Origin of the sequence: Pseudomonas sp. S10E 269, from assembly GCF_002798465.1 — a bacterium.
GTDB classification, from domain to species: domain Bacteria; phylum Pseudomonadota; class Gammaproteobacteria; order Pseudomonadales; family Pseudomonadaceae; genus Aquipseudomonas; species Aquipseudomonas pergaminensis.
In genome coordinates, this window is sequence record NZ_PHIJ01000001.1 from 5,627,688 (window position 1) to 5,652,120 (window position 24,433).

At 60.2% G+C, this 24,433-nt stretch carries 20 protein-coding genes; 7 read left to right on the top strand and 13 right to left on the bottom strand.

The window, feature by feature from the left end:
- Nucleotides 1-39: 39 nt before the first annotated feature.
- Both CWC48_RS26150 and CWC48_RS26155 read right to left on the bottom strand, forming a co-directional pair.
- Nucleotides 40-1,143 carry a P1 family peptidase gene (locus CWC48_RS26150; protein ID WP_100490687.1) on the bottom strand — a complete coding sequence of 368 codons (1,104 nt, stop codon included), beginning with the start codon at nucleotides 1,141-1,143 and terminating at the stop codon, nucleotides 40-42.
- A 9-nt stretch (nucleotides 1,144-1,152) separates the two neighbouring features.
- Nucleotides 1,153-2,517: an APC family permease gene (locus tag CWC48_RS26155; RefSeq protein WP_100490688.1), complete on the bottom strand. Its 1,365-nt coding sequence runs from the start codon at nucleotides 2,515-2,517 to the stop codon at nucleotides 1,153-1,155.
- A 199-nt stretch (nucleotides 2,518-2,716) separates the two neighbouring features.
- On the opposite strand from CWC48_RS26155, the gene CWC48_RS26160 reads away from it, so the two are divergent.
- A complete protein-coding gene (locus tag CWC48_RS26160) occupies nucleotides 2,717-3,502 on the top strand; it encodes a helix-turn-helix transcriptional regulator (protein WP_100490689.1) in 786 nt (261 codons plus the stop codon).
- 132 nt (nucleotides 3,503-3,634) lie between these two features.
- Here CWC48_RS26160 and CWC48_RS26165 read toward each other — a convergent pair whose 3' ends face one another.
- The 4 genes from CWC48_RS26165 to CWC48_RS26180 are packed head-to-tail and all read right to left on the bottom strand — an operon-like array spanning nucleotide 3,635 to nucleotide 7,408.
- A complete protein-coding gene (locus CWC48_RS26165) occupies nucleotides 3,635-4,714 on the bottom strand; it encodes a polyamine ABC transporter substrate-binding protein (RefSeq protein ID WP_078048410.1) in 1,080 nt (359 codons plus the stop codon).
- 60 nt (nucleotides 4,715-4,774) lie between these two features.
- Nucleotides 4,775-5,116: a cupin domain-containing protein gene (locus CWC48_RS26170; protein WP_100490690.1), complete on the bottom strand. Its 342-nt coding sequence runs from the start codon at nucleotides 5,114-5,116 to the stop codon at nucleotides 4,775-4,777.
- Nucleotides 5,117-5,142: 26 nt separating this feature from the next.
- Entirely contained in the window at nucleotides 5,143-6,549 is a 1,407-nt protein-coding gene (locus tag CWC48_RS26175) for an FAD-binding oxidoreductase (protein ID WP_100490691.1), read from the bottom strand.
- 49 nt (nucleotides 6,550-6,598) lie between these two features.
- Nucleotides 6,599-7,408 carry an AraC family transcriptional regulator gene (locus CWC48_RS26180; protein ID WP_078048407.1) on the bottom strand — a complete coding sequence of 270 codons (810 nt, stop codon included), beginning with the start codon at nucleotides 7,406-7,408 and terminating at the stop codon, nucleotides 6,599-6,601.
- A gap of 257 nt (nucleotides 7,409-7,665) precedes the next feature.
- On the opposite strand from CWC48_RS26180, the gene CWC48_RS26185 reads away from it, so the two are divergent.
- Nucleotides 7,666-7,938: a DUF1652 domain-containing protein gene (locus CWC48_RS26185; RefSeq protein WP_049708382.1), complete on the top strand. Its 273-nt coding sequence runs from the start codon at nucleotides 7,666-7,668 to the stop codon at nucleotides 7,936-7,938.
- A 73-nt stretch (nucleotides 7,939-8,011) separates the two neighbouring features.
- On the opposite strand, the gene CWC48_RS26190 is transcribed toward CWC48_RS26185, so the two are convergent.
- Nucleotides 8,012-10,465 (bottom strand): UvrD-helicase domain-containing protein, encoded by a 2,454-nt coding sequence (locus tag CWC48_RS26190; RefSeq protein ID WP_100490692.1) that lies wholly within the window; start codon nucleotides 10,463-10,465, stop codon nucleotides 8,012-8,014.
- Nucleotides 10,466-10,684: 219 nt separating this feature from the next.
- Between CWC48_RS26190 and CWC48_RS26195 the strand changes: the two genes are divergently transcribed.
- Entirely contained in the window at nucleotides 10,685-11,380 is a 696-nt protein-coding gene (locus tag CWC48_RS26195; protein WP_100490693.1) for a pirin family protein, read from the top strand.
- A gap of 76 nt (nucleotides 11,381-11,456) precedes the next feature.
- Here CWC48_RS26195 and pgm read toward each other — a convergent pair whose 3' ends face one another.
- The 4 genes from pgm to CWC48_RS26215 form a co-directional block, all read right to left on the bottom strand.
- Nucleotides 11,457-13,100 carry a phosphoglucomutase (alpha-D-glucose-1,6-bisphosphate-dependent) gene (pgm, locus tag CWC48_RS26200; protein ID WP_100490694.1) on the bottom strand — a complete coding sequence of 548 codons (1,644 nt, stop codon included), beginning with the start codon at nucleotides 13,098-13,100 and terminating at the stop codon, nucleotides 11,457-11,459.
- 107 nt (nucleotides 13,101-13,207) lie between these two features.
- Nucleotides 13,208-14,614, bottom strand: coding sequence for a PLP-dependent aminotransferase family protein (locus tag CWC48_RS26205; RefSeq protein ID WP_100490695.1), 1,407 nt, complete (start codon nucleotides 14,612-14,614; stop codon nucleotides 13,208-13,210).
- Nucleotides 14,611-16,038 (bottom strand): hypothetical protein, encoded by a 1,428-nt coding sequence (locus tag CWC48_RS26210; RefSeq protein ID WP_100490696.1) that lies wholly within the window; start codon nucleotides 16,036-16,038, stop codon nucleotides 14,611-14,613. The genes CWC48_RS26205 and CWC48_RS26210 overlap by 4 nt, the downstream gene beginning before the upstream one ends.
- A 693-nt stretch (nucleotides 16,039-16,731) precedes the next feature.
- Nucleotides 16,732-17,754: a zinc-dependent alcohol dehydrogenase family protein gene (locus tag CWC48_RS26215; protein WP_100490697.1), complete on the bottom strand. Its 1,023-nt coding sequence runs from the start codon at nucleotides 17,752-17,754 to the stop codon at nucleotides 16,732-16,734.
- A gap of 247 nt (nucleotides 17,755-18,001) precedes the next feature.
- Between CWC48_RS26215 and CWC48_RS26220 the strand changes: the two genes are divergently transcribed.
- From CWC48_RS26220 to CWC48_RS26235, 4 genes are all read left to right on the top strand, one after another.
- Nucleotides 18,002-18,916, top strand: a complete 915-nt coding sequence (locus tag CWC48_RS26220; RefSeq protein ID WP_010210548.1) for a LysR substrate-binding domain-containing protein — start codon at nucleotides 18,002-18,004, stop codon at nucleotides 18,914-18,916.
- A gap of 191 nt (nucleotides 18,917-19,107) precedes the next feature.
- A complete protein-coding gene (locus CWC48_RS26225) occupies nucleotides 19,108-19,491 on the top strand; it encodes a putative quinol monooxygenase (RefSeq protein WP_100490698.1) in 384 nt (127 codons plus the stop codon).
- 110 nt (nucleotides 19,492-19,601) lie between these two features.
- Nucleotides 19,602-20,075, top strand: a complete 474-nt coding sequence (locus tag CWC48_RS26230) for a (2Fe-2S)-binding protein (protein WP_100490699.1) — start codon at nucleotides 19,602-19,604, stop codon at nucleotides 20,073-20,075.
- Between the two features lie 12 nt (nucleotides 20,076-20,087).
- Nucleotides 20,088-22,328, top strand: a complete 2,241-nt coding sequence (locus CWC48_RS26235; protein ID WP_100490700.1) for a xanthine dehydrogenase family protein molybdopterin-binding subunit — start codon at nucleotides 20,088-20,090, stop codon at nucleotides 22,326-22,328.
- Between the two features lie 172 nt (nucleotides 22,329-22,500).
- Here the strand turns inward: CWC48_RS26235 and CWC48_RS26240 are convergent, their stop codons facing one another.
- Together CWC48_RS26240 and CWC48_RS26245 are read right to left on the bottom strand one after the other, a co-directional pair.
- Nucleotides 22,501-23,379, bottom strand: a complete 879-nt coding sequence (locus tag CWC48_RS26240) for an AraC family transcriptional regulator (RefSeq protein ID WP_100490701.1) — start codon at nucleotides 23,377-23,379, stop codon at nucleotides 22,501-22,503.
- A 54-nt stretch (nucleotides 23,380-23,433) separates the two neighbouring features.
- Nucleotides 23,434-24,402 (bottom strand): XdhC family protein, encoded by a 969-nt coding sequence (locus CWC48_RS26245; protein ID WP_100490702.1) that lies wholly within the window; start codon nucleotides 24,400-24,402, stop codon nucleotides 23,434-23,436.
- Nucleotides 24,403-24,433: the final 31 nt, after the last annotated feature.

Genomic DNA, 24,433 nt, shown 5'->3' on the forward strand with positions numbered 1-24,433 from the left:
ACAGCCACTACTTTTATTAATAACTTCAAGTGGCCCCTATTACCGGGACACACTCCAACCCGTCTTGCCAAGTGCCGACAGTAACGTGTCACCCTTGAGGCCAGGCACCAGGACGCCGTGATCGGTGAGCATGTCCTCCCCGGCCAGGATTGCATTGATAATGGCTTCTTCCACCGCGTCCGCCGCAGCGCTGAACAACGGCGAGATATGGTCGTTGTTGACCATCTGCAACGCTGTGCTGAAGGGCAGCTGCCTGCGCCCGTAGTCCGCCGGCGGCAAATTCTGGTTGCCCGTGGCAAACGCCAGGAACAGGTCGCCGCTGGAGTCCTCAGTGCCGCCACCGGTCCGGGCGATGCCGATCGATGCGCGTTGCGCCAGGCGTTGGCATTGGTGCGGCAACAACGGCGCATCGGTGGCCAGGATCACCACGATCGAGCCCATGCCCGGTGTGCCTTGCTCGGCAAATGGCGAGGGAATCTCCATCAGCCGGCGCCCCACCGGGTAGCCATCCACCCGCAGTTCCTGGCGCTTGCCATGGTTGGCTTGCACCAGCACGCCGACGGTCCAGCCGCCCTGCTCCGCCGGCAAGCGCCGCGAGGCCGTGCCGATGCCGCCCTTGAACTCATGGCAGATCATGCCGGTGCCGCCACCGACCGCGCCTTCCTGCACGGGTCCCGTTTCGGCGTTGTGCACCGCTTCACGCACGTGCTCGGGGCCGACGTGCTGGCCCCAGATATCGTTGAGCAGGCCGTCATAGGTTTCCATCACCACCGGCATGCACCAGTACACCGCCGGGTCCGCCAGGCGCTCGCGCTCCAGGGCGATCAGGCTGTCGCGTACCGTGCCGATGCTGTGGGTGTTGGTGATGGCCAGCGGCGTGGTCAACAGCCCCGCTTCGCTGATCCACTCAAGGCCGGTGGCGTCGCCATTACCATTGAGCACGTGATAGCCAGCAAAGCACGGTTGCTGGCGTGCCTCGCCAGCACGCGGTTGGATCACGCTGACGCCAGTACGCACCTGCTTGCCGTCGATAAGCGTCTTGATCGTGCTGTGCCCGACCCGGACACCTGGCACGTCGGTGATGGCGTTCCACTCACCGGGCGTGCCCAGGCCCAACGTAATGCCCAATTGACGTGCGCGCATAACCACTCCTTATAATTTCTGGAAGACCGGACTCAACCGGCCACTGATGCAATACAGGATCACCGACACTGCCAGCAGGCCGATGATAATCATGATGTCCCGCACCGACGCGGCGGCCACCAGGGTGACCAACAGGTACCCCGCGCCCAGTACTGCGAGCAATGCCGGTAGCGGCCACAGCGGCATGCGATAGGGATGCTCGCGATCACGCAGCAACACCCGGCTCATCAGCGCGCTCAACGCCACCACCAGGTACACCAGCATGATCAGCAGCACGCTGAACGAGGTCAGGTCGGCCAGGTTGGAGCTGAAACTCAGCAGCGCCGAAGGAATCGCCAGGAACAGCGTAGCCAACCACGGCGAATCCCAGCGCGGATGAATACGCGTGAACAGCTTGTTGACGGTCGGCGTCCACAGCGCATCGCGCCCGCTGCTGAACACCACGCGGCCGATCTGGATCACGATGGCGACGATCGCATTGAACACCGACAGGAAAATCCCGGCGCTGACCAGGCGCGACAAGGTTTCATTGCCGTGGCTGGTCAACAGGTAGCCGATAGGGTCCGGGCTGCTGATCATCTCGCTCAGGGACGGCGCGCCGATCAACAGTGCGGTGATTGGCACCAGTTCGATGACCACCACAAGGCCAAGGGACCACAGCACCGCCTTGTGCACGCCTTTGCCGCCGCATTTCATGTCCTCGGCGAGCAACACCGCCGGGCCGTAGCCGTTGTAGGAAAACAGGCCGATGCCCACGGCACCGATCACCAGGGCCCAGGGCGCCAGGTGCAGCACGCCGTTTTCGACGATCTGCGGTTGGAACAGCACGCTGGCCGGTTGCACCGGGTTGCCGAAACCAATCACCACGATCACCAGCAAGGCCGCCACTTCCAGCAACAGGCAGGTGCCGGTGATCCAGGCATTGAGCTTGATGTTGAGGATGCCCAGGGCGTAACTGCACACCACGATCACCAGGGCGACGGTCTGGGAGTCGAATGTCGTGCCGAGGGCGTTATTCAGGTAGGTCGCCGCGCCCGTGGCCAGTACCGGCGGGATAAACAGCAACATCACCAGCACGGTGAGAAACGTCGCATAGCCGGCCATGCCACCGAACACACGCTTGGCGTACACGTACTCACCGCCGGCGCTGTTGTGGGCGCGGCCGAGTTCGGCGTAGCAAAAGGCAAACATCAGTGCGAGTAAACCGGCCATCACAAACGCGAGGAACACGCCGCTGCCTGCCTGCTGGATGGCGAAAGGCGCAATGACGAATACAGAACTGGCCGGCGTCACCGCCGACACGGTAATGGCGACCACATCGAAGACACTCAAGGTGGGTTTCAGCACGCCGTCGGGCGTGGGGGAAGTGCTCATATCGTTATCCTCTGTCGTTGTTCTTGGTGTGAGGCAGAAACGAAAAATCTGATCATCGCGGGATATGTTTCCCGCTGAATGATGAGAACAATAAACACGACGTTTATGTCAGCCAATTCCCCTATTGGCGTACTCCCCTTGACGCCACCCGGCAAAAGCCGAACCCTTGGCCGATCTTTTGCTGGCGGGAGCCTGTCATATGAGCCTGTTTCGGGAGGTTGGCATGCACGCCGGCCTGGGCCGCACCGTCGCGCACATCGGCACCGAGCGTTTCTGGAAACAGCTTGTCTTGTTGCTGCATCAGTGCATGCCCTTTGATAACGCCCTGGCGATCTACTACCCGGTGGATGGCCCGCCCCAGGCCCTCGAAGAATACGACGCCCAACCCAGCAGCAAACCAGCGTCGATGCTGGTGTACCTCAATGGTTTGTATCTGCTCGACCCGTTTTTCCAGGCCTGTCGCGAGGGCTATGCCAGCGGCGTGTACCGCCTGGAGGAAGTGGCGCCGGATCATTTTCGCCAGAGTGAATACTTCCTCAATTACTTCCATGACAACGTGCTGGAAGACGAGGTGCAATTCATTCTGCAATTGCCGGGCGCGGGGACCTTGTCGCTGTCATTAGGCATGCAACGACGCTTCAGCTTTGAAGAGACCGGGCTGATGACCACCGTGGCCGCCTGGGTGTTACCGCTGATGCAACAGCACTGGCAGCAAAGCACCCAGCGTGCGCCGGCGATGGACAGTCAGATCAGGGATGCGTTGAGTCAGTTCGGCTGCGGCGTGCTCTCGGACCGCGAGCTGGAGATCGCCCGACTGGTACTGCGCGGGTTCTCCTCCAAGGCCATGGCCGAACGGCTGAACATCTCGCCGGATACAGTGAAGGTGCATCGTCGGCATTTGTACGCGAAGCTGGATATCTCGTCACAGCCGGAGCTGTTTTCGTTGTTTATCCAGTCGTTGGGGCATGACCTGGAAAACCCATGAGCCCGAGGTTGTACTCGGTTTAAATGTGGGAGCGGGCTTGCCCGCGAATGCAGTACACCAGTCGCCAGATTTATTGACCGACACTCCGTATTCGCGGGCAAGCCCGCTCCCACAGGGGGGCGGGCGTCGCACTTACTTACCGGTGCGGATGGTGTTCCACACTCGCGTACGCACCCGGTCGATATTCAACGGCATCGCTTCCAACGCGAACAATTTGCCCATCATTTCCGGGCTCGGATAGACCTTGGTGTCAGACTTGATGGCCGGGTCCACCAGGCTGTCGGCGGCTTGGTTGCCGTTGGCGTAGTGCACGTAGTTGGTGATGCTGGCCATCACTTCCGGGCGCAACAGGTAGTTCATGAATGCGTAGCCGGCTTTTTCGTTGGGCGCATCGGCGGGCATGGCGACCATGTCGAACCAGATCGCAGCGCCTTCCTTGGGAATGTTGTAGCCGATGTTCACGCCGTTCTTGGCTTCCTTGGCACGGCTTTCCGCCTGCAGGATGTCGCCAGAGAAGCCCACTGCTACGCAGATGTCGCCGTTGGCCAGGTCCGCGGTGTATTTCGAGGAATGAAAGTACGCCACATAAGGTCGCACTTTCATCAGTAGATCTTCAGCCTTTTTGTAGTCCTCGGGCTTCTTGCTGTGATGTGGCAAACCCAGGTAGTTGAGCGCGGCCGGCAGCAACTCCGGGCCATTATCCAGAATCGCCACCCCGCATTTCTGCAGCTTGGCCATGTTCTCGGGCTTGAAGATCAGGTCCCAGGAATCGACCGGCGCGTTGTCGCCCAGTACCGCCTTGACCTTGTCGATGTTGTAGCCGATGCCGGTACTGCCCCACAGGTACGGAAAGCCATGGGCATTGCCGGGGTCGTTGTTTTCCAGGGCCTTGAGCAGCACAGGGTTGAGGTTTTTCCAGTTGGGCAACTGGCTCTTGTCGAGTTTCTTCAAAGCGCCGCCCTGGATTTGCCGAGCCATGAAATGGTTGGACGGAAACACCACGTCGTAGCCGGATTTACCGGTCATCAACTTGCCGTCGAGGGTTTCATTGCTGTCGTACACGTCGTAGGTGAAACCGATACCGGTTTCTTTCTGGAAGTTCTTGGTGGTGTCCGGCGCAATGTAGTCCGACCAGTTGTAGATTTTCACCGTCTCGGCGGCCTGGCTGATAGAGGCCACCAACATCAAGGGCAACAGGGCAATGGCTTTCATGGTTCGATTTCCTGGCGGTTTTAGGGCTGTTTTTATGGCAGGCGATCAAGGATCAAAGCGTTACAGAATCAATACGTAGGTCTTGCGCACGGTCTCCTGGATATCCCAGATACCGGTGCTGTTGGCCGGCAACATCAGTGCATCGCCGGCTTCTATGTGGACGATTTCACCGTTGTCCGGGGTGAAGGTGCAGCGGCCCTGGACAAAGTGGCAAAACTCCTGGGATTTGATCTGTCGACGCCAGCGCCCGGGGGTGCACTCCCAGATGCCGGTCTCGACGCCGTCGTTGCGCTCGACGCTCAGGGTCGAGGCCACGGCAATGGGCTCACCCAGCGGCGCGACGACGGGCGACGAGTCCGGCAGGTGGGCGTTCAGCGTGTCTTTGAATTGAGTGATGCTCATGGGTTTTCCCGTGTGAGTGAAACGGCTTAGTGCATGAAACCTTCCATGAACCCGGCCACGCCGGTCGCCAGCTTGCGGCGCCACGGGGCGGTATTGGGGTTGGCCAACACCTGGTCTTCATGGACAAAACTGCGAATGATCGCGTTGTAGCCGAGCCAGCGGCAGGGTTCGGGCTCCCAGGGCTTGAGTGCCTCCAGGCCACGCTCGCGGATGACCCAGGGCTGGTGGGTCAGCGGGGTGTCGTGGCCCAGGATCAGGTCGGCCAGGGTGCGGCCGCCCAGGTTGGTGGCACCGACGCCCTCCCCGCCATACCCGCCAGACAGCGCGATGCCGGTCTTGTGGTCGCAGAGCATGTGCGGGCGGAAATTGCGCGACATGCCCAGGTTGCCACCCCAGGAATGGCTGATCCTTACGTGCTTGAGCTGCGGGAACAGCTCACCGAACAGATAGCGACGCAGCTCCACCTCACTGTCGGTCAAGTCGAAGTTGTGGCGCAGCTTGCCGGCAAACTGGTAGCCACCGCGGGCACCGAACACCAGGCGGTTGTCCGCCGTGCGCTGGCCGTAGGTGACCTGGCGACTGCTTTCGCCAAAGGCTTGGCCGTGGCTGAGGCCGATCTCATCCCAGGTACTGGCCGGCAATGGCTCCGTGGCGACGATCAGGCTCTGCACCGGCAATTGGTAACGGCCCAGCAGCGGCAACGTGTTCGCGTAGCCCTCCACCGCCGGCACCACCCAGGCTGCGCGCACACTGGCCTTGGCGGTGCGCAGGCGGCCGGATTGCCAGTGGGTAACCGGGCTGTTCTCGTAGATCGTTACACCCATGTTCTCCACCACTCGCGCCAGGCCGCGCACCAGCTTGGCGGGGTTGATGGTCGCGACGTGGGGTGCATAAATGCCGCCATACGGCTTGGCAATGCGGATCTGCTCGGCCAGTTGCTGCGGGCCGAGCCAGCGGTAGTCGGCTTCGGTCAGGCCCTGGGCATAGAGTTTGTCGAGGTAGCGGCGCAGGCTGCCTTCCTGCTCGGGATAGCGTGCGGCGCAGTACAAGGCGCCGCCCTTGCGGTAGTCACAGTCGATGCCTTCACGCGCCAGCACCTGGGCCACTTCGTCAGGGATGGCGTGCAACAGGTCAAACGAGGCGCGGCGTTGTTCGGGGTTCAGGCCGGCAAGCAAGCGGTCCTCCCCCAGCAGGTTGCCCATCAGCCAGCCGCCATTGCGACCGGAGGAGCCGAAGCCGGCGGTCTGTGCCTCGATGATGGCGATTTTCAGCTCGGGGGCCTGGCGTTTCAGGTAATACGCGGTCCACAGCCCGGTGTAACCGGCGCCGATGATGGCCACGTTGACATCCAAGTCATGCGCCAGCGCAGGCCGCGCTTGCAGCGGGTCGTCCAGTTGGTCCATCCATAAACTGATCGTGCGCCATGCCGGCATGCCAGGTTCCCCCACCTCGTTTCGATAGGGTCGATCCTAGAGCGGGCTGTCAGGGGCTGTCTTGCGCGCGTGCACGCAGGGAAATTTGTTTGACGTAGGCCTTGGGCGACTGGCCCGTGTGCTGGCGAAACGCACTGTAGAACGCCGAAAGCGAATTGAAGCCTGCGGCAAACGCCAGGTCGTCGATTTTTATCGGGGGGACGGCCTTGTCCAGCGCGGCCAGCAAATGCTGGAGCCTTGCCTGGTTGACATAGCGATAGAAACTTTGGCCCAGCACTTGGTTGAGCAGGTAGGAAATCTGGTTGCGGCTGTAGCCACACTCCTTGGCAACCCGCTGCAGGTCCAGCTCTGGGTCCAGGTAGGGTTGCTTGCATTCGAAATACTGCTGCAGGTCATTGGCCATGTGCCCCAATTGCTGGGGCGACAGCCCCAGGCGGCTGACCGAGGGCCGCGCGGCCTGGGCCGGCTGTTCATGCACCAGGGAGGCGTACTCGTTGACCCGCCAGATCAACCCGTCGCGCACCGTGATGGCCTCGCTGGTGCGGAACGACACCAAGCCCTGCCCGCCGCGCAAGGTAATGCGGTACTGGATGAACGCAGTGTCGCCATCGGCGCGGATGCGATCGGTGTGCTCGATCGCCTCGTCGGCCTCGCGTGGCATGCTGGCTTGCAGGTAGTCGCGCAAGTCGGCGAAACCGACGACACGGTTCTGGAAGAAGTCGTGGTACTGGATATCCGGGTGGTAGTAGGACATCACGCCCTCCAGGTCCCGGTGGCGCCAACACAGGTGATGGCGCAGCACCAGCTCGCGTGTGGCGTGGGAGTGCTGGGAGTCATCGTCCAGGGCGATGTCGGGCATGGGCGGCTCTATGGCGGGTAAACCGTGGAGATTGCCGAATTTTGCCAAGGCCATCAATGGCCAATTGGAACTTCTGACTAATGGCCTTTTGCCCACTTTCAAGTAGGACATGATCCACATCAAACTTATCGAAAACAACCGCCGAACGGAGGCAAAAAACTCACCTTGCGGCTGCGCACGGATGCTATTTTTAAGCTCTTCGATGCCAAGACCAGTGAAGGTCATGGCCCCCTGCCGCGAGCTAAAGGAAGCGCTCAATGAACAAGGTGGGCAACATGAACAAAGTGACGTTCCCCAACGCCTGCCAACTGATGCGCTGGCATTTTCATCCGATGGGCTTCGAGGGCAGCATGGATGCGCCCGGCAGCATGATCGTCCGCCTGTTCGACCGTGCCAGCGGTGAAACCCTGATCGCCATCGCCGGCATCCCCTGCGCCACCGTGATGAACGCCGCCGATGTAGAGCGGATTATCGAGGCGGTGGAGGATGAATTGGAGTCGTTTGTGCCGCCGCAGTCCCTGCGGGCCTGAGCCGACCTCCGTAGGCGCTGGCTTCGCAGGAGCACCACGTCTTTCCCGGACCTCATGGCCGGCAAGTCGGCTCCTACAGTGGGGTTCGTTGGTCGTCGAAGAAGGCTTTCCTGCCATCCACCCGCTCTGACGCTTTCGGCACATTCACCGCCTGGCCTTCGGGCTTTTCCACGTACCAATAGCAATGGCTCACCGCCCGGGTAATGCCCACGTAGGCCAGGCGCAACACTTCGTCCTTTTGCGCAGTGTCGTACGGCTCGCTGTCACCGTCCTTGCCCAGGCCAGCCATGCGGTACACCTGGTTCTTGTACGGTGAGCTGGTCACGTGTTGGCAATCCCCAAGCAGAAATACCGCGTCCGCCTGCAGCCCCTTGGCACTGTGATAGGTCAGTTGCTTTAGCCTGCGCGCCTGGGGTGGCAAGCTAGAATCCACATTAACTACAGACTGAATATGCTCTTGAATCAGTAACTTATCGCTACTTTTTCGATAAAGCATTAACACTGATTCGCCGCGCTGGTAGTGCGCCTGCAACTGCCGCCCCAATGCGGCATCATCGCGCTCCAGCACCTTGACGGGCACCAAATCCTTGGGCGCCCCGCTGGCCTTGGCCTTCTTGCCGGGGATGGCGGGTGCCGCCCGCACAATGTGCTCGGCGGCGTCGATGATGTGTTGATGGCTGCGGTAGTTCTCCCCAAGCATCACGCGAGTGGTGGCGGGTGACGGGAATTCCTGGTTGAACGCCATGAAGTACTTGGGCGAACTCCCGCGCCAGCCGTAGATCGACTGCCAGTCATCCCCCACGCACAGCAGCGACGAGCGCTGGGCACCGCGCCCGACGTGCATGGCCGGGCCGCGACTGCGAATCTCGCGCAGGCTGGCGCGGATCCACGAGACAATCTGCGGCGAGACATCCTGGAACTCGTCGATCATCAAATGCGACAGCGGCCGCAACAGCGGATCACTGAGCATCTTGAGGTTTTCCGGGGTGTTTTCGCCGAACAGCGAAAACATGCGGTTGTAGGTCATGATCGGTGGCGACTGGTCCAACAGGTGATCTTCCAGGGCCTTCCAGAAGATGCTCAGCGCTTCGAAGAAGAACCGGTCCGGGTCGTCCTTGGCAAAGCTCATCTGCCCAACCGCAGTGGGCACGTCCAGCCCCAGGTTTTCGATAAACCCGGCCGCCATCACAAAGCTGTCCAGCAACGGCGCAGAGGCGAGTTCGCCCTTAACCTTGTAATCAAAGCCTGGCCCGGCGCTGGCATCACCGGCCAAACTGCTTAAGAGCCGCTTTGAAGATTCATAACTATCGAGCCATATCAGTGGCTTACGACAGAAAGCTTGAAAAAGGGTGCGCTTTACCGCCCATTCTGCCCGTACGGACAATTTTGAATTTGGCCGGCTGATCTGGGCGTTTTCCCTTGAGTCAAAGCCCAGCACCACCCAGGCGTCCAGCTCCGGTATATAGCCATGGCAGTGAAACTGCGCGCCGTTGATCTCCAGGGTCTGGCGATTGGGCTCGATGCCCTTGATCGGCCACGCACCCACGCGGAACCACAGGTCTTCGATCAGATCGCACAGTTCTTCATCGCGCTTGGCCGCCAGTTCGGTCACGGCCACGCGCTTTTGCACATCGGGATGCTCGCGCTCCAGTTCCTTGAGCTGCAGGCCCTGGCGTGCCAGCGGCGCTATCAGCTCGCGAAAGCGCGCATGCTGGCCGTGCAGGCGGTGGTAACAGGCGTTCATCTGCTGGCGTTGGGCGTCGTTGATGCGCAGGTCAAAGGGGTTGCTGTCGATATCCTCAAAGCCTGCACTGAGGTTTTCGAACGCTTGCAGGCGCTCAAAGCCCGGCAGGCTGCGCACCATCGGCAGGATGCGCGAGTGAAAGGTTCGCACCACGGCCTGCGCTTCTTTCATGCCAAGGGGTTGGCCCCACAGGCTGAGAATTTCCATGAGCTTGTTGATGAAGTCTTTGCGCGACTCACGGGTAAAGGTCACCACCGTCATTGAGCTCAGCTCGAAGCCCAGGTAATGGGTAAGGAGCAAAATACGCAGCACCAGGGAGGTGGATTTGCCCGCACCGGCGCCGGCTATCACTGAGGTTGAAGGCGTATCGCTGAAGATCATCTTCCACTGTGCAGCGCTTGGCTGCGCGTGGGCCGGCAGCAACCGCGCAACGTCAGCCTTGATGCGTTTCTTCAACTCGGCCGTCAGCGGCAGGCGCCAATCATCGAAGAGGCTGTCATCCACACCCGGCGCTCGGTGCTCATCCGGGCGGAAGTCGCGAATCAGCAGGACTTGCCGGCCTTCCTCGATGCCATCGGCCTTGCCCTCGCGGTAGCCGTACTCCACACCTGCCTCATGCCCACTGCGAAAACCGTCGGCCTGCCCGTGCAACCAGGAAAACCGGTGCTGAGCGCGCAAACGGGTCAAGCCATGGCCAAACAGGCGCGCGGCCAGGCGTTTCAATAGCGGCATTTCGGCCAAGGGGCGCAGTTCGGGAGGAAGATCAGGCTTTTGTTGCGACACGCGGACTCCTGCGATGAGCTGGGTTCAGACAAGTGCGCCATGGTCGCCGGAATCGACGTTGAGTTCCAGCCAATTGCTTTGCTGTCATGCAGTTAGGCGATGAACTGAAAGTCAAAACGCCACCAACTCATCTAATCGACTGATAGGAATCAGGCATATTTCCGGCTTTTTATCGATCATGAGCTGCAGGATCATAGGCGCCATCCACAGGAGACGATCATGCTTGAACTTCGACCTTTCAATTCCCTGGGCGGCGCCCACTATGGCTGGCTTGACGCCCATCACCACTTCTCATTCGCTGAATACCACGACCCCAAGCGCATGCACTGGGGCAACCTGCGAGTATGGAACGACGACATCATTGCGCCGGGCACCGGCTTCCCGCAGCATCCGCACCGCGATATGGAGATCATCACCTACGTGCGCGAAGGGGCGATCAGCCACGCCGACAACCTCGGCAACAGAGGCCGCACCGAAGCCGGTGACGTGCAGGTGATGAGCGCCGGCACCGGGATCGCCCACAGCGAGTACAACCTGGAAGAGACGCCAACCAAGATCTTCCAGATCTGGATCATTCCGAATGAAGCCGGTCTGCCGCCTTCGTGGGGCGCCAAGCCGTTTCCCAAGGGGGATCGCGAAGGTTTTGTGATGCTGGCCAGTGGCAAGGCCGGGGACAGCGAAAGCCTGCGCATTCGTGCGGATGCACGCCTGGTGGCCGCGAACCTGAAAGCCGGGGAAAGTGCTGAATACCGGCTGGACAGCGGACGCCGTGCGTACCTGGTACCGGCGACGGGCGTGATTGAAGTCAACGGCGTGCGTGCGCAAGCGCGAGACGGTGTCGCCGTAGAGGATGAACAGGTGTTGCGGGTAACCGCGATTGAAGACAGCGAGATTGTCTTGGTTGACCTCGCTTAACTTTGTAGGAGCCCGGCTTGCCGGCGATAGCGATCTTACGAACGCCACCGCCGGCAAGCCGGGCTCCTACAATGGGTTACTGGCTGATAGCGCCGTCTACCAGCACCTGCGCCTCTTCCACCAATTGCTTGAGGTGGTCTTCGCCAATAAAGCTCTCGGCGTAGATCTTGTAGATATCCTCGGTGCCCGATGGCCGTGCAGCGAACCAGCCGTTTTCGGTCATCACCTTCAACCCGCCGATTGCCTGGTTGTTACCCGGCGCATGGCTGAGGATCTGCTGGATGCTTTCCCCGGCCAACTCGGTGGACGTCACCTGATCCGGCGACAGCTTGCCCAGCAAGGCTTTCTGCGCCGGTGTGGCCTTGGCGTCGACACGAATCGCGAACGGTTCGCCCAGGGCGTCAGTCAGGCCACGGTAAATCTGGCTCGGGTCCTGACCTTTGCGCGAGGTCATTTCTGCAGCCAGCAGTGCCGGGATCAGGCCGTCCTTGTCCGTGCTCCAGACGGTGCCATCCTTGCGCAGGAACGAGGCGCCGGCGCTTTCTTCGCCGCCAAAGCCCAACGAGCCTTCGAAGAGGCCGTCGGCGAACCACTTGAAGCCGACCGGCACTTCGTACAGGCGACGGCCAATGCGCGCCGCGACGCGATCGATCAAGCCGCTGCTGACCACGGTCTTGCCCACGGCAGCATCGGCGCGCCAGTCAGGACGGTTCTGGAACAGATAGTCGATGGACACGGCCAGGTAGTTGTTCGGTGCCAACAGGCCACCGGACGGCGTGACGATGCCGTGGCGGTCGTGGTCCGGGTCGCAGGCGAATGCCACGTCGAAGCGTTCCTTGAGACCGATCAGGCCCTGCATGGCGTAGCTGGAGGACGGGTCCATGCGGATCTGGCCGTCCCAGTCGACGCTCATGAAGCGGAAGGTGGCGTCGACTTCGGTGTTCACCACGTCCAGATTCAGGCGGTAATGCTCGGCGATCGCCGACCAGTAGCGCACCCCTGCTCCGCCCAGCGGGTCTACGCCCAGGCGCAGGTCGGCACTGCGGATGGCGTCCATGTCGATCACATTGACCAGATCAGCCACATAGCTGTTGAGGTAGTCATGGCGATGGGTGGTATCGGCCTTGAGTGCCTGGGCGTGGGTGACGCGCTTGACCCCCGCCAGTTTATTGGCCAGCAGCTCATTGGCCTTGGCTTCGATCCACTTGGTGACGTGGGTGTCGGCCGGGCCGCCATTGGGCGGGTTGTACTTGTAGCCGCCACTCTGCGGCGGGTTGTGCGACGGCGTGATGACGATGCCGTCGGCCAGGCCGCTGGTGCGGCCACGGTTGTAGCAGATGATGGCGTGGGAAATCGCCGGAGTCGGCGTGTATTCATCGCCTTGCGCCAGCATCACGTGCACGCCATTGGCGGCCAGCACTTCCAGGGCGCTGGCACCGGCAGGTGTCGACAACGCGTGAGTATCCAGGCCGACAAACAGCGGGCCATTGATGCCCTGGGCTTCGCGATACAGGCAGATAGCTTGGCTGATGGCGAGTACATGCCATTCGTTGAAGCTCAGTTCAAACGAGCTGCCACGGTGACCGGAGGTACCGAACGCCACGCGCTGGGTGGAGATTGCTGCATCAGGCTGGCCGGTGTAGTAGGCCGTAACCAGTCGCGGGATATCCACCAGCAACTGGGCTGGCGCCGGCTTGCCCGCAAAAGGACTGATTGTCATGCATAAACCTCGGAAAGAAGGATTCGGGAAAAAAACGGCAGTTTACTGAGAGTTGGACTCCTGCGCGACGGTATCGATCCTACAACAGTGAGAGAAACTTCACGCAATCATCCCATCCGGGCCTGATGCAGCGCCTCGCCGATGGCCGCCAAGGCAGCATCGAGGTCCGGCTGCCCATGAAAGGTCAGGCTCAGGCGAAAATCCTGTTGATGCAGGCCGCTGACGCTGAACAGTTCACCGGGCGCAATCACCACCTGCTGGCCGAGCAGCCGCTGGAATACCTGGCGCATGTCCACCGGGTGCGTTGAGTGCAACCAGAACGTCGCCCCGGCAGCGGGTGCACTGAAGCTCACCTGTCCCTCCAGATGCTGGTCCAACCGTTGGCTCATCGCCTGCGCCTGCTCATGTAAGTCTCGGCGCAATGCACGCAGGTGCTGGTCGATTCGCCCGCTTTGATACAGGCGCGCAATCGCGCGCTGGCGGATCGACGACAAACGAAAGGCGCGCAGCAGGAACTGGCGCTGTAATTCACTGCTCATGCGCCGGGACAGCAGATAACCATAAGGCGCTTCCGAACCCAGGATCTTCTCGAACGAAGAAAACACCATGAGCCGCTCAGGGTTCACCAGCTCCCGGAGTGCTGGCTGTTGATGATTGAATCCCAGTTCGCCAAAGGTGTCGTTCTCCAGCAGCCAGCAACCGTAGTGATCCAGCATTTGTGCAACGGCCAGGCGGTCGTGGTGCGGCATCACACCCCCTGCCGGCAGGCTGACCTTTGATGACAGCAGCACCAGGTGCACCGGTTCGTTGGCTAACACGCGGTCAAGGCTGACCAGGTCCAGGCGACCGTCCGGCATCCAGGGCAATTCGATGATGCGCACCCCCGCATCCTGGAGCAGGCGCAGGACCAACCAGTCACAGGGTGATTCGACAATCACCGTGGTCCCCCTCAGGCCCAGTACATCGATGAGAATGTGCAGCACACCGCGCAGGTCGGCTCCGATGTACACGTCATCGGCATGCCAACAACGCGTCGGCGACGAGGTATAGCGTGCCGCCAGCACTGCGCGCAGTTCCCACACACCGCAAGGCTGGGACCAGGGTTGCAGATGCTGTGGGTACTGGCGCACCAACTCTCGCTCGAGGCGTAACAGGCTGCTGTCCAGCGAAGCCAGCAACGCGGGTTCATCGCCACTGAGCACCACCATGCCCGGCCTGCGCGCTGCGGCGTAGAGCCGGTCGAGCAGATCTCCACCGGCCCACGCCTGTGGGTTTGAAGACAGCGGCCAGGCGTAATAGCCCGACTTGGCCACCGAGTAGACCCGGCCCTCCTTTTCCAGCAGTGAGTATGCGTACTGTACCGTCGAGATCGACACATTCAGGCGCCCCGCCAACTGCCGCAGGGAGGGCAGCTTTACCCGGGCATTGGTGCTCACTTCGTTGATCAGCGTGATCATGTAGCGATAAACCGCCTGGTACGCGAAGTCCGCCTGCCGTGCGCCGCGCAGTGTCATCGCCCGGACAATTGACAGGCCTGCGCGCTGCCGCGAGTCATGGCCCCCGCACTGTGGGTTGTTTTGCCGCTCCCAGCGATCAGCGGCCGCTTGCGGTACAGGTGTTGCACCAGCGGCATCGGCAAGCCGCTGGTATCGATGACCCACTGCTGCAACATCTCGGCGGACGGCTTGCCCTGCAGGACCTTGTGCAGTTCTGGCAGGGCCACGAGCATGCCCGGGTGGCATTGGCGCAGATAGCCTTCCAGCCGCTCACCATGATGGATAAACGGAGAAAACAGCAGGCAGATCAGCTGTGTTTCATCCAGGCCAAAGTAGTGCTGCGCGTAGGTTCTGGATTGGATGCGCCCTTCACTGCTCTGAGCCCGCGCGAGCAACTCTTCGGGCACCTGCACGCTGCGCATGCGTTGGGAAGCCTGATGGACAAAACCTCGCACGCCGTCCTCATAGTCAAGATCGCGCAAGCATTGAGCCTGCAAGCCTCGCAGGTGCGCCATCAGCTGTGGGCTGGAGTAGCTCGGATGGCTGAAATGAAAGCCCAATGGGTCGGGCGCATAGGCCATGAACTCGTTGAGCATCGGCGACTGCTGTGTGTCGACATCCGCCAGCAGATCGGCAATGCCGATGTAGGCCAAGTGACGATGGCCGGCCCTGCTGGGGTTGTCACTCGCAACATAATGCTCGCCATACACATCGCGGTAATAGCCAGCGCTCCATTCCTCCATGCGCGCAAACAGGCCCGTGAGCGACACCGGCCAATTGGGTGGGATGGCAAGCCCCGCGCCTTGGGCGGTTTTTTTCAGCCACGCCAGAAACTGACTTTGCTTGCGCAATGAGTCGCCGTTGACCACGGCATGCACCCCACCATTGCAGGTGGTAACGCGCTGATAGAAATCGCCGAGTGCCAAGTAGGTGTCATTGCACAAGGTTGCGCGGCAATCACCCGAAGTCACGTGGCCGATCATCAGCATGTTGCGTTGGCTGATCTCCCGCCCGACGGCAGAGGCGGGCCGCAGGTGGTTGAAGGGCAATACTTCCTGGTTTTCCACCATCAGTAACTCAACCCTGGGATCATCGTGGAGAAACAAGCGGCCATAGCCCAGGTTAAGGCTGTCGAGCCGGCCTTCGGTCATCCCGGCATGGCGCAGCGTCGCGACCCGCAAGTGAAAGGTGCGGGGGGCGCGACCGGCGATGGTCAGTTGCGCGGCACGCAACAACGCCAGGGTGTAGGTGCTCGCTTCACCTCCCCCATGGGCCACCAGCACCTTGTAATCCCCGACCTGTTCCATACCGCCCGCCGCCACAACGATTCGTTGGACCAGCAACTGGAGTGCCGTTCGCTCTGCGCGATTAAAGTAGCCAATCAAACGTTGCAGAACTTGCTGGTAAACATAGTTCATAGCCTGTTCGTGAATAGTGCTCATCGTTCTACTACCTGAGTTTAAATATCCGTTCCAAGCAACTGCTGACAGTACTTGCTCGACCTATTACGCGTGTAAGAAAACTGCACACAGACTTGTGCGCCGATGACTAGACATTAGCACCGCGCAACAAAACAACACCGATGCCGCCGGGAAGCCCCCAAAGCCATGGACGCGCCAGAGCGCCGGATTTACGGGATAAAAATGCATTCAGCCACGACCCTAGGATCTTTCCGACAGGTCCTTGCAGATTCTTAACCCACCATTAAAGGAAATGTCCGACACATAAACCCAGCAACTTTCCCTTTTCCTGGATTGCAGCTTTATACGCCCATTGTTAATGCTCTGAGGCCACAGGGAAGCTGCGCCTTTAGTGTCGGCCCCTCGCGACAGTAGTGCCGGATATTCATTCATTGCTCATTCCTTGAGATGAAGGTGAAGGCGTAATTATCAGTGCTGGGATAATGATTAATAGATACAGAACAACGCCGAAAACCAGTGCAGATGAATGACGGCCGGCACGTAAAAAACGCACACACAAAGACGCCGCGCTGGAATTCAGGGCGGCGTCAGGGAAAAAGGTGAGGTCCAGGGGCTAAGGGGCCAGACAGGCACCTGATGGGCGGTGCAGGATCAGCCCTGCCAAATGGCGCATTTGCCTCATGCGCCATCGTCGTTTGCGAATCTTCCTACGGCTTAAACAGCTTCAACCTGCAACGCAACCCGCTCGCGGCAAGGGCATTCATCCATATAACGGTGTGCTTCCACAAACTGACTGAACGGAAACACCGTGGTTTTAAGCGGCACCAGCACCCGGTCGGCGGTCAATTGGTTGATATCGCGCAGGGCCCGCTGCAAGGCCACCTGGTCCTGGATAATGCCCAGCTCAGGCTTGCCAGTGAAGTTGCCGATGCAATGCACAAAGAACTGAATGTTCTTTTGAAACGCTGCACACGCCGGGAATGGCGTCTGGTTACCGCCCTGCAAGCCATACAGTACCAGGCTGCCACGCGGTGCCAGCACATCGCCGAGCAGCGACATCTGCGGGCCGCCCAGGCCGTCGAACACCACGTCGACGCCACGGTTATCAGTGAACTTGTTGATTTGCATCAGCAGGTCCTGCTCTTCGGTGACGATGACCTTCTCTGCCCCGAGGGACAGTAGGTACTCGCGCTCTTCGCTGTCCTTGGTGGCGGCAATCACCCGTACGCCCAGGGCCTTGCCCAGCTGTACGAAAGATGGGCCGGCGCAGTGGCTGGCGTCAGTCACCAGTGCAAACTGCCCAGGCTTGACCCGCGCCAGATCCACATAGGCAAAGTAGGCAATCAGCAGCGGCGTGTAGTGCACGCTGGCTTCAATCGGGCTCAGGACATCCGGATAGCGGGTCAGGGCCGAACGGGGCAGGACGATCTGTTCGCCATACACCGGGTAATCATTGGGACTCTCGGCCGGAAAACTGGCCACCTTGTCGCCCACTGCCAAATCATCCACGTCATCGCCGACAGCGACCACGACTCCTGCCATCTCATGGCCGAGGCCGGACGGCAAGCGTGCATGGGAAGACGCCAGGTTCTGGCGCCACAGAATGTCATACCAGCTGATGCCAATCGCTTCGACACGCACCTGCACTTCGCCCGGTGCGGGCTGCGCGGCTGCATGCTCTTCGCATTTGAGCACCTCGGCCGGACCAAACTTGTGAAAACGGATCGTGCGGGACATCGCAAACCTCGTCAAAGTAACCTCTAATGCCATGAACTCTATCTGGGCTTTCCGGGTAAGACCACCGGTCGCCATTAATAGTCGACATGCCTGTCATTGATTCCGCAACTGAGGAATAGGCCTCAGAGCTTGTAAGAAAACTCAATTTTCCTGTGCAGAGTAACAGCCTTTACCCGTAAGATTCATGCCGGTCATTCTTCTTATATGGCTGCTCTCGTCAAGTTTGCTGACTCTTCCAGGACACAAGATGAACCGTAACGACCTGCGTCGTGTCGACCTTAACCTCTTGATCGTATTCGAAACCTTGATGCATGAGCGCAGCGTGACCCGCGCAGCCGAGAAACTGTTCCTCGGTCAGCCGGCCATCAGCGCGGCGTTGTCACGCCTGCGAGGGTTGTTTGACGACCCCCTGTTCGTGCGCACCGGCCGCAGCATGGAACCGTCGGCCCGAGCGGTCGAAATCTTCGCCCTGCTCTCCCCGGCCCTGGACTCGATTTCCACCGCCGTCAGCCGCGCCGCCGAATTCGACCCGGCCACCAGCACTGCCGTGTTCCGCATCGGCCTGTCCGACGACGTCGAATTCGCCCTGCTGCCGCAACTGCTCAAGCGCCTGCGCGCCGAGGCCCCCGGCATCGTCCTGGTAGTACGCCGCGTCAACTACATCCTGATGCCCGGCCTGCTGGCCTCCGGCGAGATCTCCATCGGCGTCAGCTACACCGCCGACCTCCCGGCCAACGCCAAGCGCAAAGTACTGCGCCGCAGCCTGCCGAAACTGCTGCGCGCCGACAGCGTACCGGGCTCCCTGAGCCTCGACGACTTCTGCGCCCGCCCCCACGCCCTGGTGTCCTTCGCAGGCGACCTGAGCGGCTTCATCGATGAAGAACTGGAAAAACTCGACCGCAAACGCCACGTGGTACTGGCCGTGCCGCAATTCAACGGCCTCGGCACATTGCTCGCGGGAACGGATATCTTGGCGACCGTGCCGGACTACGCGGCCGAGGCCTTGACCTCGGCGGGCGGCTTACGCGCGGAAGACCCGCCGCTGCCGGTGCGCAGCTTTGAACTGCACATGGCGTGGCGTGGTTCGCAGGATAATGACCCGGGGGAGCGGTGGTTGCGATCGCGGATTCAGATGTTTTTTGGCGACCCTGAGAGTCTTTAGGCGACGTCTGGCAGGCTGTGCGGCTGATCATTTCTGCCTTTCCACAAACCATGGAGCTCCATTCACTTCCAGTGGATTGCTACATTGGGGGCACATCTGAGGGCATGCTTTGGATGGCTTGAAAAGGATGCCCCCAGGCTTGCTCAACGTCCCGAGAACGCAACATGAGTAGCCATCTGGAATAAATGCACATGTCAGTCCTGCGTATAGCTGTTGTAGCTGGATGCATTTGGGTAGGTTCGGTGTTGGCCGCCGAGCCGACCGAAAAAGTCGTGCGCATTGCACAGCTCGTGATAGACCCTGCTCAGTTGGCGGCTTACCAAACGGCGGTCAAGGAGGAAATGGCTGACTCTGTTCGCCTTGAGCCAGGCGTGCTGGCGATTTATTCGGTGGCGGAAAAGGACCACCCGAACCGCCTTCACTTCTTCGAAATCTATGCAAACGAAGCGGCCTACAAAAGCCACATCGCATCTGCCCATTTTCAGAAATACGTGAATACGACAAAGTCGATGATCGTGTCCAGAACGCTTATCGAAACCGACCCGGTGCAACTCAGCGCACAGCAAGGTCAATGATTGGGCAATTATTTGCTCGGATTGTGCAATCAGGCCCGCAGGCACAGCTCTATAGTTAGCCGTTATTAAGAGCAAGCTGCTGCTCACACATTCCGGAGAGCTGTCCTATCATGAGCGTCCTCACCATCAATGGCCGTGAATACACGGTTGACGTAGATCCCAGCACCCCCATTCTCTGGACCCTGCGTGACACCTTGGGGATGACCGGCACTAAGTTTGGCTGCGGCGTGGCGCTGTGCGGCGCCTGCACTGTTCACCTGGATGGTCAGGCCATTCGATCCTGTGTGACGCCAATAGCAGCGGCCGAGGGTCGCATGATCACCACCATCGAAGCGGCGACAAATGGCAGCGACCCGGTCGGTGCTGCCGTGCATGAGGCTTGGGTCAAGCACGACGTGGCGCAATGTGGCTACTGCCAGAGCGGTCAAATCATGAGCGCGACGGCTTTTCTAAAAGCCCAACCCAAAGGCAAGCAACCCACCGCTGCCGAGATCGATTCAGCCATGGCGGGCAATATTTGCCGCTGCGGTACCTACGCCCGTATTCGCGCGGCGGTGGCGGATGCCGCTAAAGTCCTTGCCTGACCGGAGCTCACCATGCTGAACGACATCTTTTCCCAAGAGCTTCCGCGTTCCCTGCAACACCTACTCGAACGCGACCAAGCCGACGGTGCCTTCACACTTCCACGCCGTAGTTTCCTCAAAATCGTCGGGATTGGCGGCCTGGCTCTGGGTGCCTTTCCGCACTTGGCGCTGGCGCAGGAAGCCACTGGCGATGACGCTGCGCTGCTCAAACCGAGTCAGCAACCCTCTGCATTCGTGCAGATCGACTCCAGCGGACAGGTCACTGTAACGATCAACCGGCTGGAGTTCGGTCAGGGCGTTCAGACCGGACTGCCGATGATTCTCGCTGAGGAACTCGATGCCGACTGGAGCCTCGTGCGTAGCCGCAACGGCAATAACAACACGGCCTACCAGGACCCGGTCTTCGGCATGCACCTCACCGGCGGCTCCAATTCGATCAAAAACAGCTACACCCAGTACCGCGAACTGGGTGCGCGCGCTCGGGCCATGCTGCTCGCGGCAGCGGCCGCACGCTGGAACGTGGACGTCACACGCCTTAGCACTCAAGCGGGCATGGTGCTTGGCCCGGCAGGCCTTAAAGCGAGTTACGGGGAACTGGCAGAGGCTGCAATGGCGTTGCCCGTGCCCGACAAGGTCACGCTCAAGGATCCCAGGGATTTCCGCATCATTGGCCAGGCCACTACGCGCATCGATGCCAAGGCCAAGAGCAGTGGCCAGCAGGATTTCGGCATCGACATGCACTTGCCCGGACAGCTCACTGCCGTCGTTGCGCGCCCACCGGTGTTCGGTGCAAAAATCGCCTCTCTGGATGACAGCGCCGCACGCGCAATTAAGGGGGTAAAAGCCGCGTTGCGAGTACCTCTGGACGGCGGCGCCGAAGGTGTCGCGGTGATTGCCGATGGCTACTGGCAGGCGAAGCTTGGACGCGACGCATTGAAGCTGCAATGGGACTTGGCCACCGTCGAGAAGGTAGACAGCGAACAGCAACTGATCCAGTACCGGGCGTTAGTGGGTCAACCGGGCTTGGTCCACTTTGACGCCGACATGGCACCGCTTGCTACAGCCAAGCATCAATTGGAGGCAGAGTTCGTATTTCCCTTCCTGGCTCATGCGCCCATGGAACCGCTGAACTGCACCGTGCAGATTTCCGATAAGGGCGCACAACTGTGGGTTGGCACTCAGTTTCCGGGGGGTGACAGTGCCGCAGCGGCCAAGGTACTGAATCTGAAACCCGAGCACATTCAAATCAACGTGCAAACGGCCGGCGGTGGTTTTGGCCGGCGTGGCGTGCCCACCAGTGATTTCATCGTGCAGGCGTGTGAAGTCGCTAAAGCCGCACGGTCAGTTGGGCTGAATGTTCCCATACGGACTCTCTGGAGCCGCGAAGACGATATCAAGGGCGGCTATTACCGCCCCATGCACCTGCATCGCGCGCGTATAGGCTTTGACGACAGCGGCACGGTGGTGGCGTGGGACCATGTCTTGATCGGGCAATCGATCCTTACCGACACGATGTTTGGAGGCCAGATTAAGAACGGCATTGACCCGACGGCGACAGAAGGCATGCGTGACCCTTATCCCCTACCGATGCGGCTGACAGTCCACCATCCCAAGCTCAACGTACCCGTGCTGTGGTGGCGCAGCGTGGGCTCTACCCACACCGCCTTTGTGATGGAGACATTGCTCGACGAGATTGCGCGAACGACGAAGCAAGACCCGGTGGCATACCGAATGAAGCTGTTTGGCGAGCAAAGCCCGCGCCATCGCGAAGCGCTGCAATTAGCGGTGGACAAGAGCGGGTATGGCACACGTCAACTGCCTGCCGGACACGCGTGGGGCGTTGCGGTCCATGAGTGTTTCAGTTCGGTAGTGGCTTATGTGGTGGAAGCCTCAGTGCAGAACGGTCGCCCGGTGCTGCACCACGTGACCGCCGGTGTCCATTGCAACCTGGTTGTCAACCCACGCAGCGTTGAGGCCCAAGTGCAAGGCGCGGCGCTGATTGGCTTGTCGATGTGTTTGCCAGGCAATGCCATCACCCTGAAAGACGGCGTCGTGCAGCAAAGCAACTTTGCAGACTTCAGCGTTCCGCGCATCACCGACATGCCCGAGTTCGCGGTCCATATAGTGCCAAGCGCCGAACCGCCCACAGGCATGGGCGAGCCTGGCTTGCCGGCACTGGCCCCCGCTTTTGCAAACGCCATTGCCAGTCTGACGGGTAAGCCAATACGCGAACTGCCTTTCAAGCTGGCATAAATCGACGAAGCGAAGCCAGATCCCGTCAACGTCACCCAGCGGTTCGAGGTGGGGGCGTTGGCCGGGAGAAATGAGGGGGGTTATGTGCCTGCCAGTGGATACGTGCGAGGGAGCCGAACAGGACGCTGCAAACGTCCTGGTTAGAGGCTCCTCTCACACGCCACTGATTCCGTCACAGGCGAATCCGCTTGATGTCGCGCTGAGGTGGTTCTCCGAACAGGCGACTGTATTCGCGGCTGAACTGCGATGAGCTTTCATACCCCACCAGCCCGCCCGCACTGCTTGCATCGATATTCTGGCTGAGCATCAACTGTCGAGCTGCTTGTAGCCGTAACTGCTTCTGATACTGCAGCGGGCTCATTCCGGTCACGGCTCGAAAGTGTTGGCGAAACGTGGAAGGACTCATATGCGCTTGTGCCGCCAGATCATCCATGCGCAACGTCTGACGGAAATTAACTTTGAGCCAGGCTAATGTCTTGGCAATTTGCTGACTGGGTGAACCGGCAGCAATGACATGCAGCAACTGCGGGCCATGGGTTCCGTTTAACAGCCGGGCAATGATCTCTTCCTTGATCAGCGGAGCGAGGGTCTCAATCCAGTGGGGCTCTTTGAGCAGGTCCACCAAGCGCCTCAGCGCATCCAGCACCCCCACATCCAAAGGCTGTACGGTCACGGGACGAAACGCGTCATCTCGCATACGCTGCGATAACCGCATGCGCTCGGCGACCTGCGTCACGGTGGTGCTGTCGAGTGCCAGCATCATGCCGAGGAATGGCTTGAGCACGCTGGCTTGAGTGACATGGGAAGTGACCGGGAGATCGACACTGGTCACCATCGACTCGCCGGGCGTATAGGGGAGTACTTCACTGCCGACGATCACCTGCTTGCCGCCTTGCAAGGTCACGCCAATTCCCAGGCCGTAGATACAGTGCATGGGCGCCGTAACGGCTTTACGCCGATGCAGGCTCAGGCCGGGAATGTCGGTGATGCGGTCACCATCGCCCGGTACCAGCTGGCTAACCGATCTGGCGAGACGCGTGATATCAGTCATGACTTGGTCGTTTGACACATCGCTATTCACATTCAAATCCCAAAAAAACCAGACTTAGAGATGGGCACGGCTCACGCCGTTACTCACCCGAACAACATCGGCCATGACCGCAAGTGCGATCTCTGCCGGGGTCTTGCTTCCCAGTTTGAGTCCGATCGGCGCATGGATGCGATCAAGCGCATCATCGTCCAGCCCGCCGATTCGTCTGACCCTTTCCAAGCGCTTTTCACTGGTGCGCCGGGAGCCCATGGCGCCGATATAAAATGCGGGTGTCCTGACGGCTTCGAGCAAGGTCAGGTCGTCAAGTCGAGGATCATGAGTCAAGGCGACAACAGCCGTCGCTGCATGGCATCCGCCTTGGGAAATATAGCTGGCGGGCATCACCTTCATTAGCTTTACGTGTGGCATGGCAAACGTTGAAGTCAGTTCTTCGCGCGGGTCACACACGATCACTTCATAGCCCAGGGAGCATGCAAAACTGGCACAGAACTCGGCCACCGGTGAGAGGCCTGCGACCAGCAGGCGCCGGGCTGCCCCCACGAGAATGCGCACTTGATCAATGTCTACAGCGACAATGGCGTCGACACTCACACCGACCTCAATGTGTCGACGGCACGTTCCAAGGGCGATATGGCGAACCAACAGATGCTGCCCCTGCAGCGCGCGCAGCAACACCGCGAAGTGCTCCTGCGCAGCGCAATCGGGTTCGAATTTTTCTACCAGGACATCCAGAACCCCGCCGCAAGGCAACGCCCGCGACGGTGGCAGTCCACTCTCGCCATAACGAACAATCTGGTTGAAGTCGTCAAACTCATGTCGACCAAGCCGTTGCAGAAAGTCGTCTTCCACGCATCCACCCGACAGCGAGCCACAGAACGCACCGGACGATAACGCGACCAACATAGACCCAGGGCCACGCGGCGCAGAGCCAAAGGTTGCCAGGACCGTACACAACCACACTTGATGGCCTTGCTCGATCCACTTGAGGGCTTGCTGAATGACCTGCACGTCAAGATTTTGCATGGTGGGTCTCAAACCGATACTTCAACCGAGG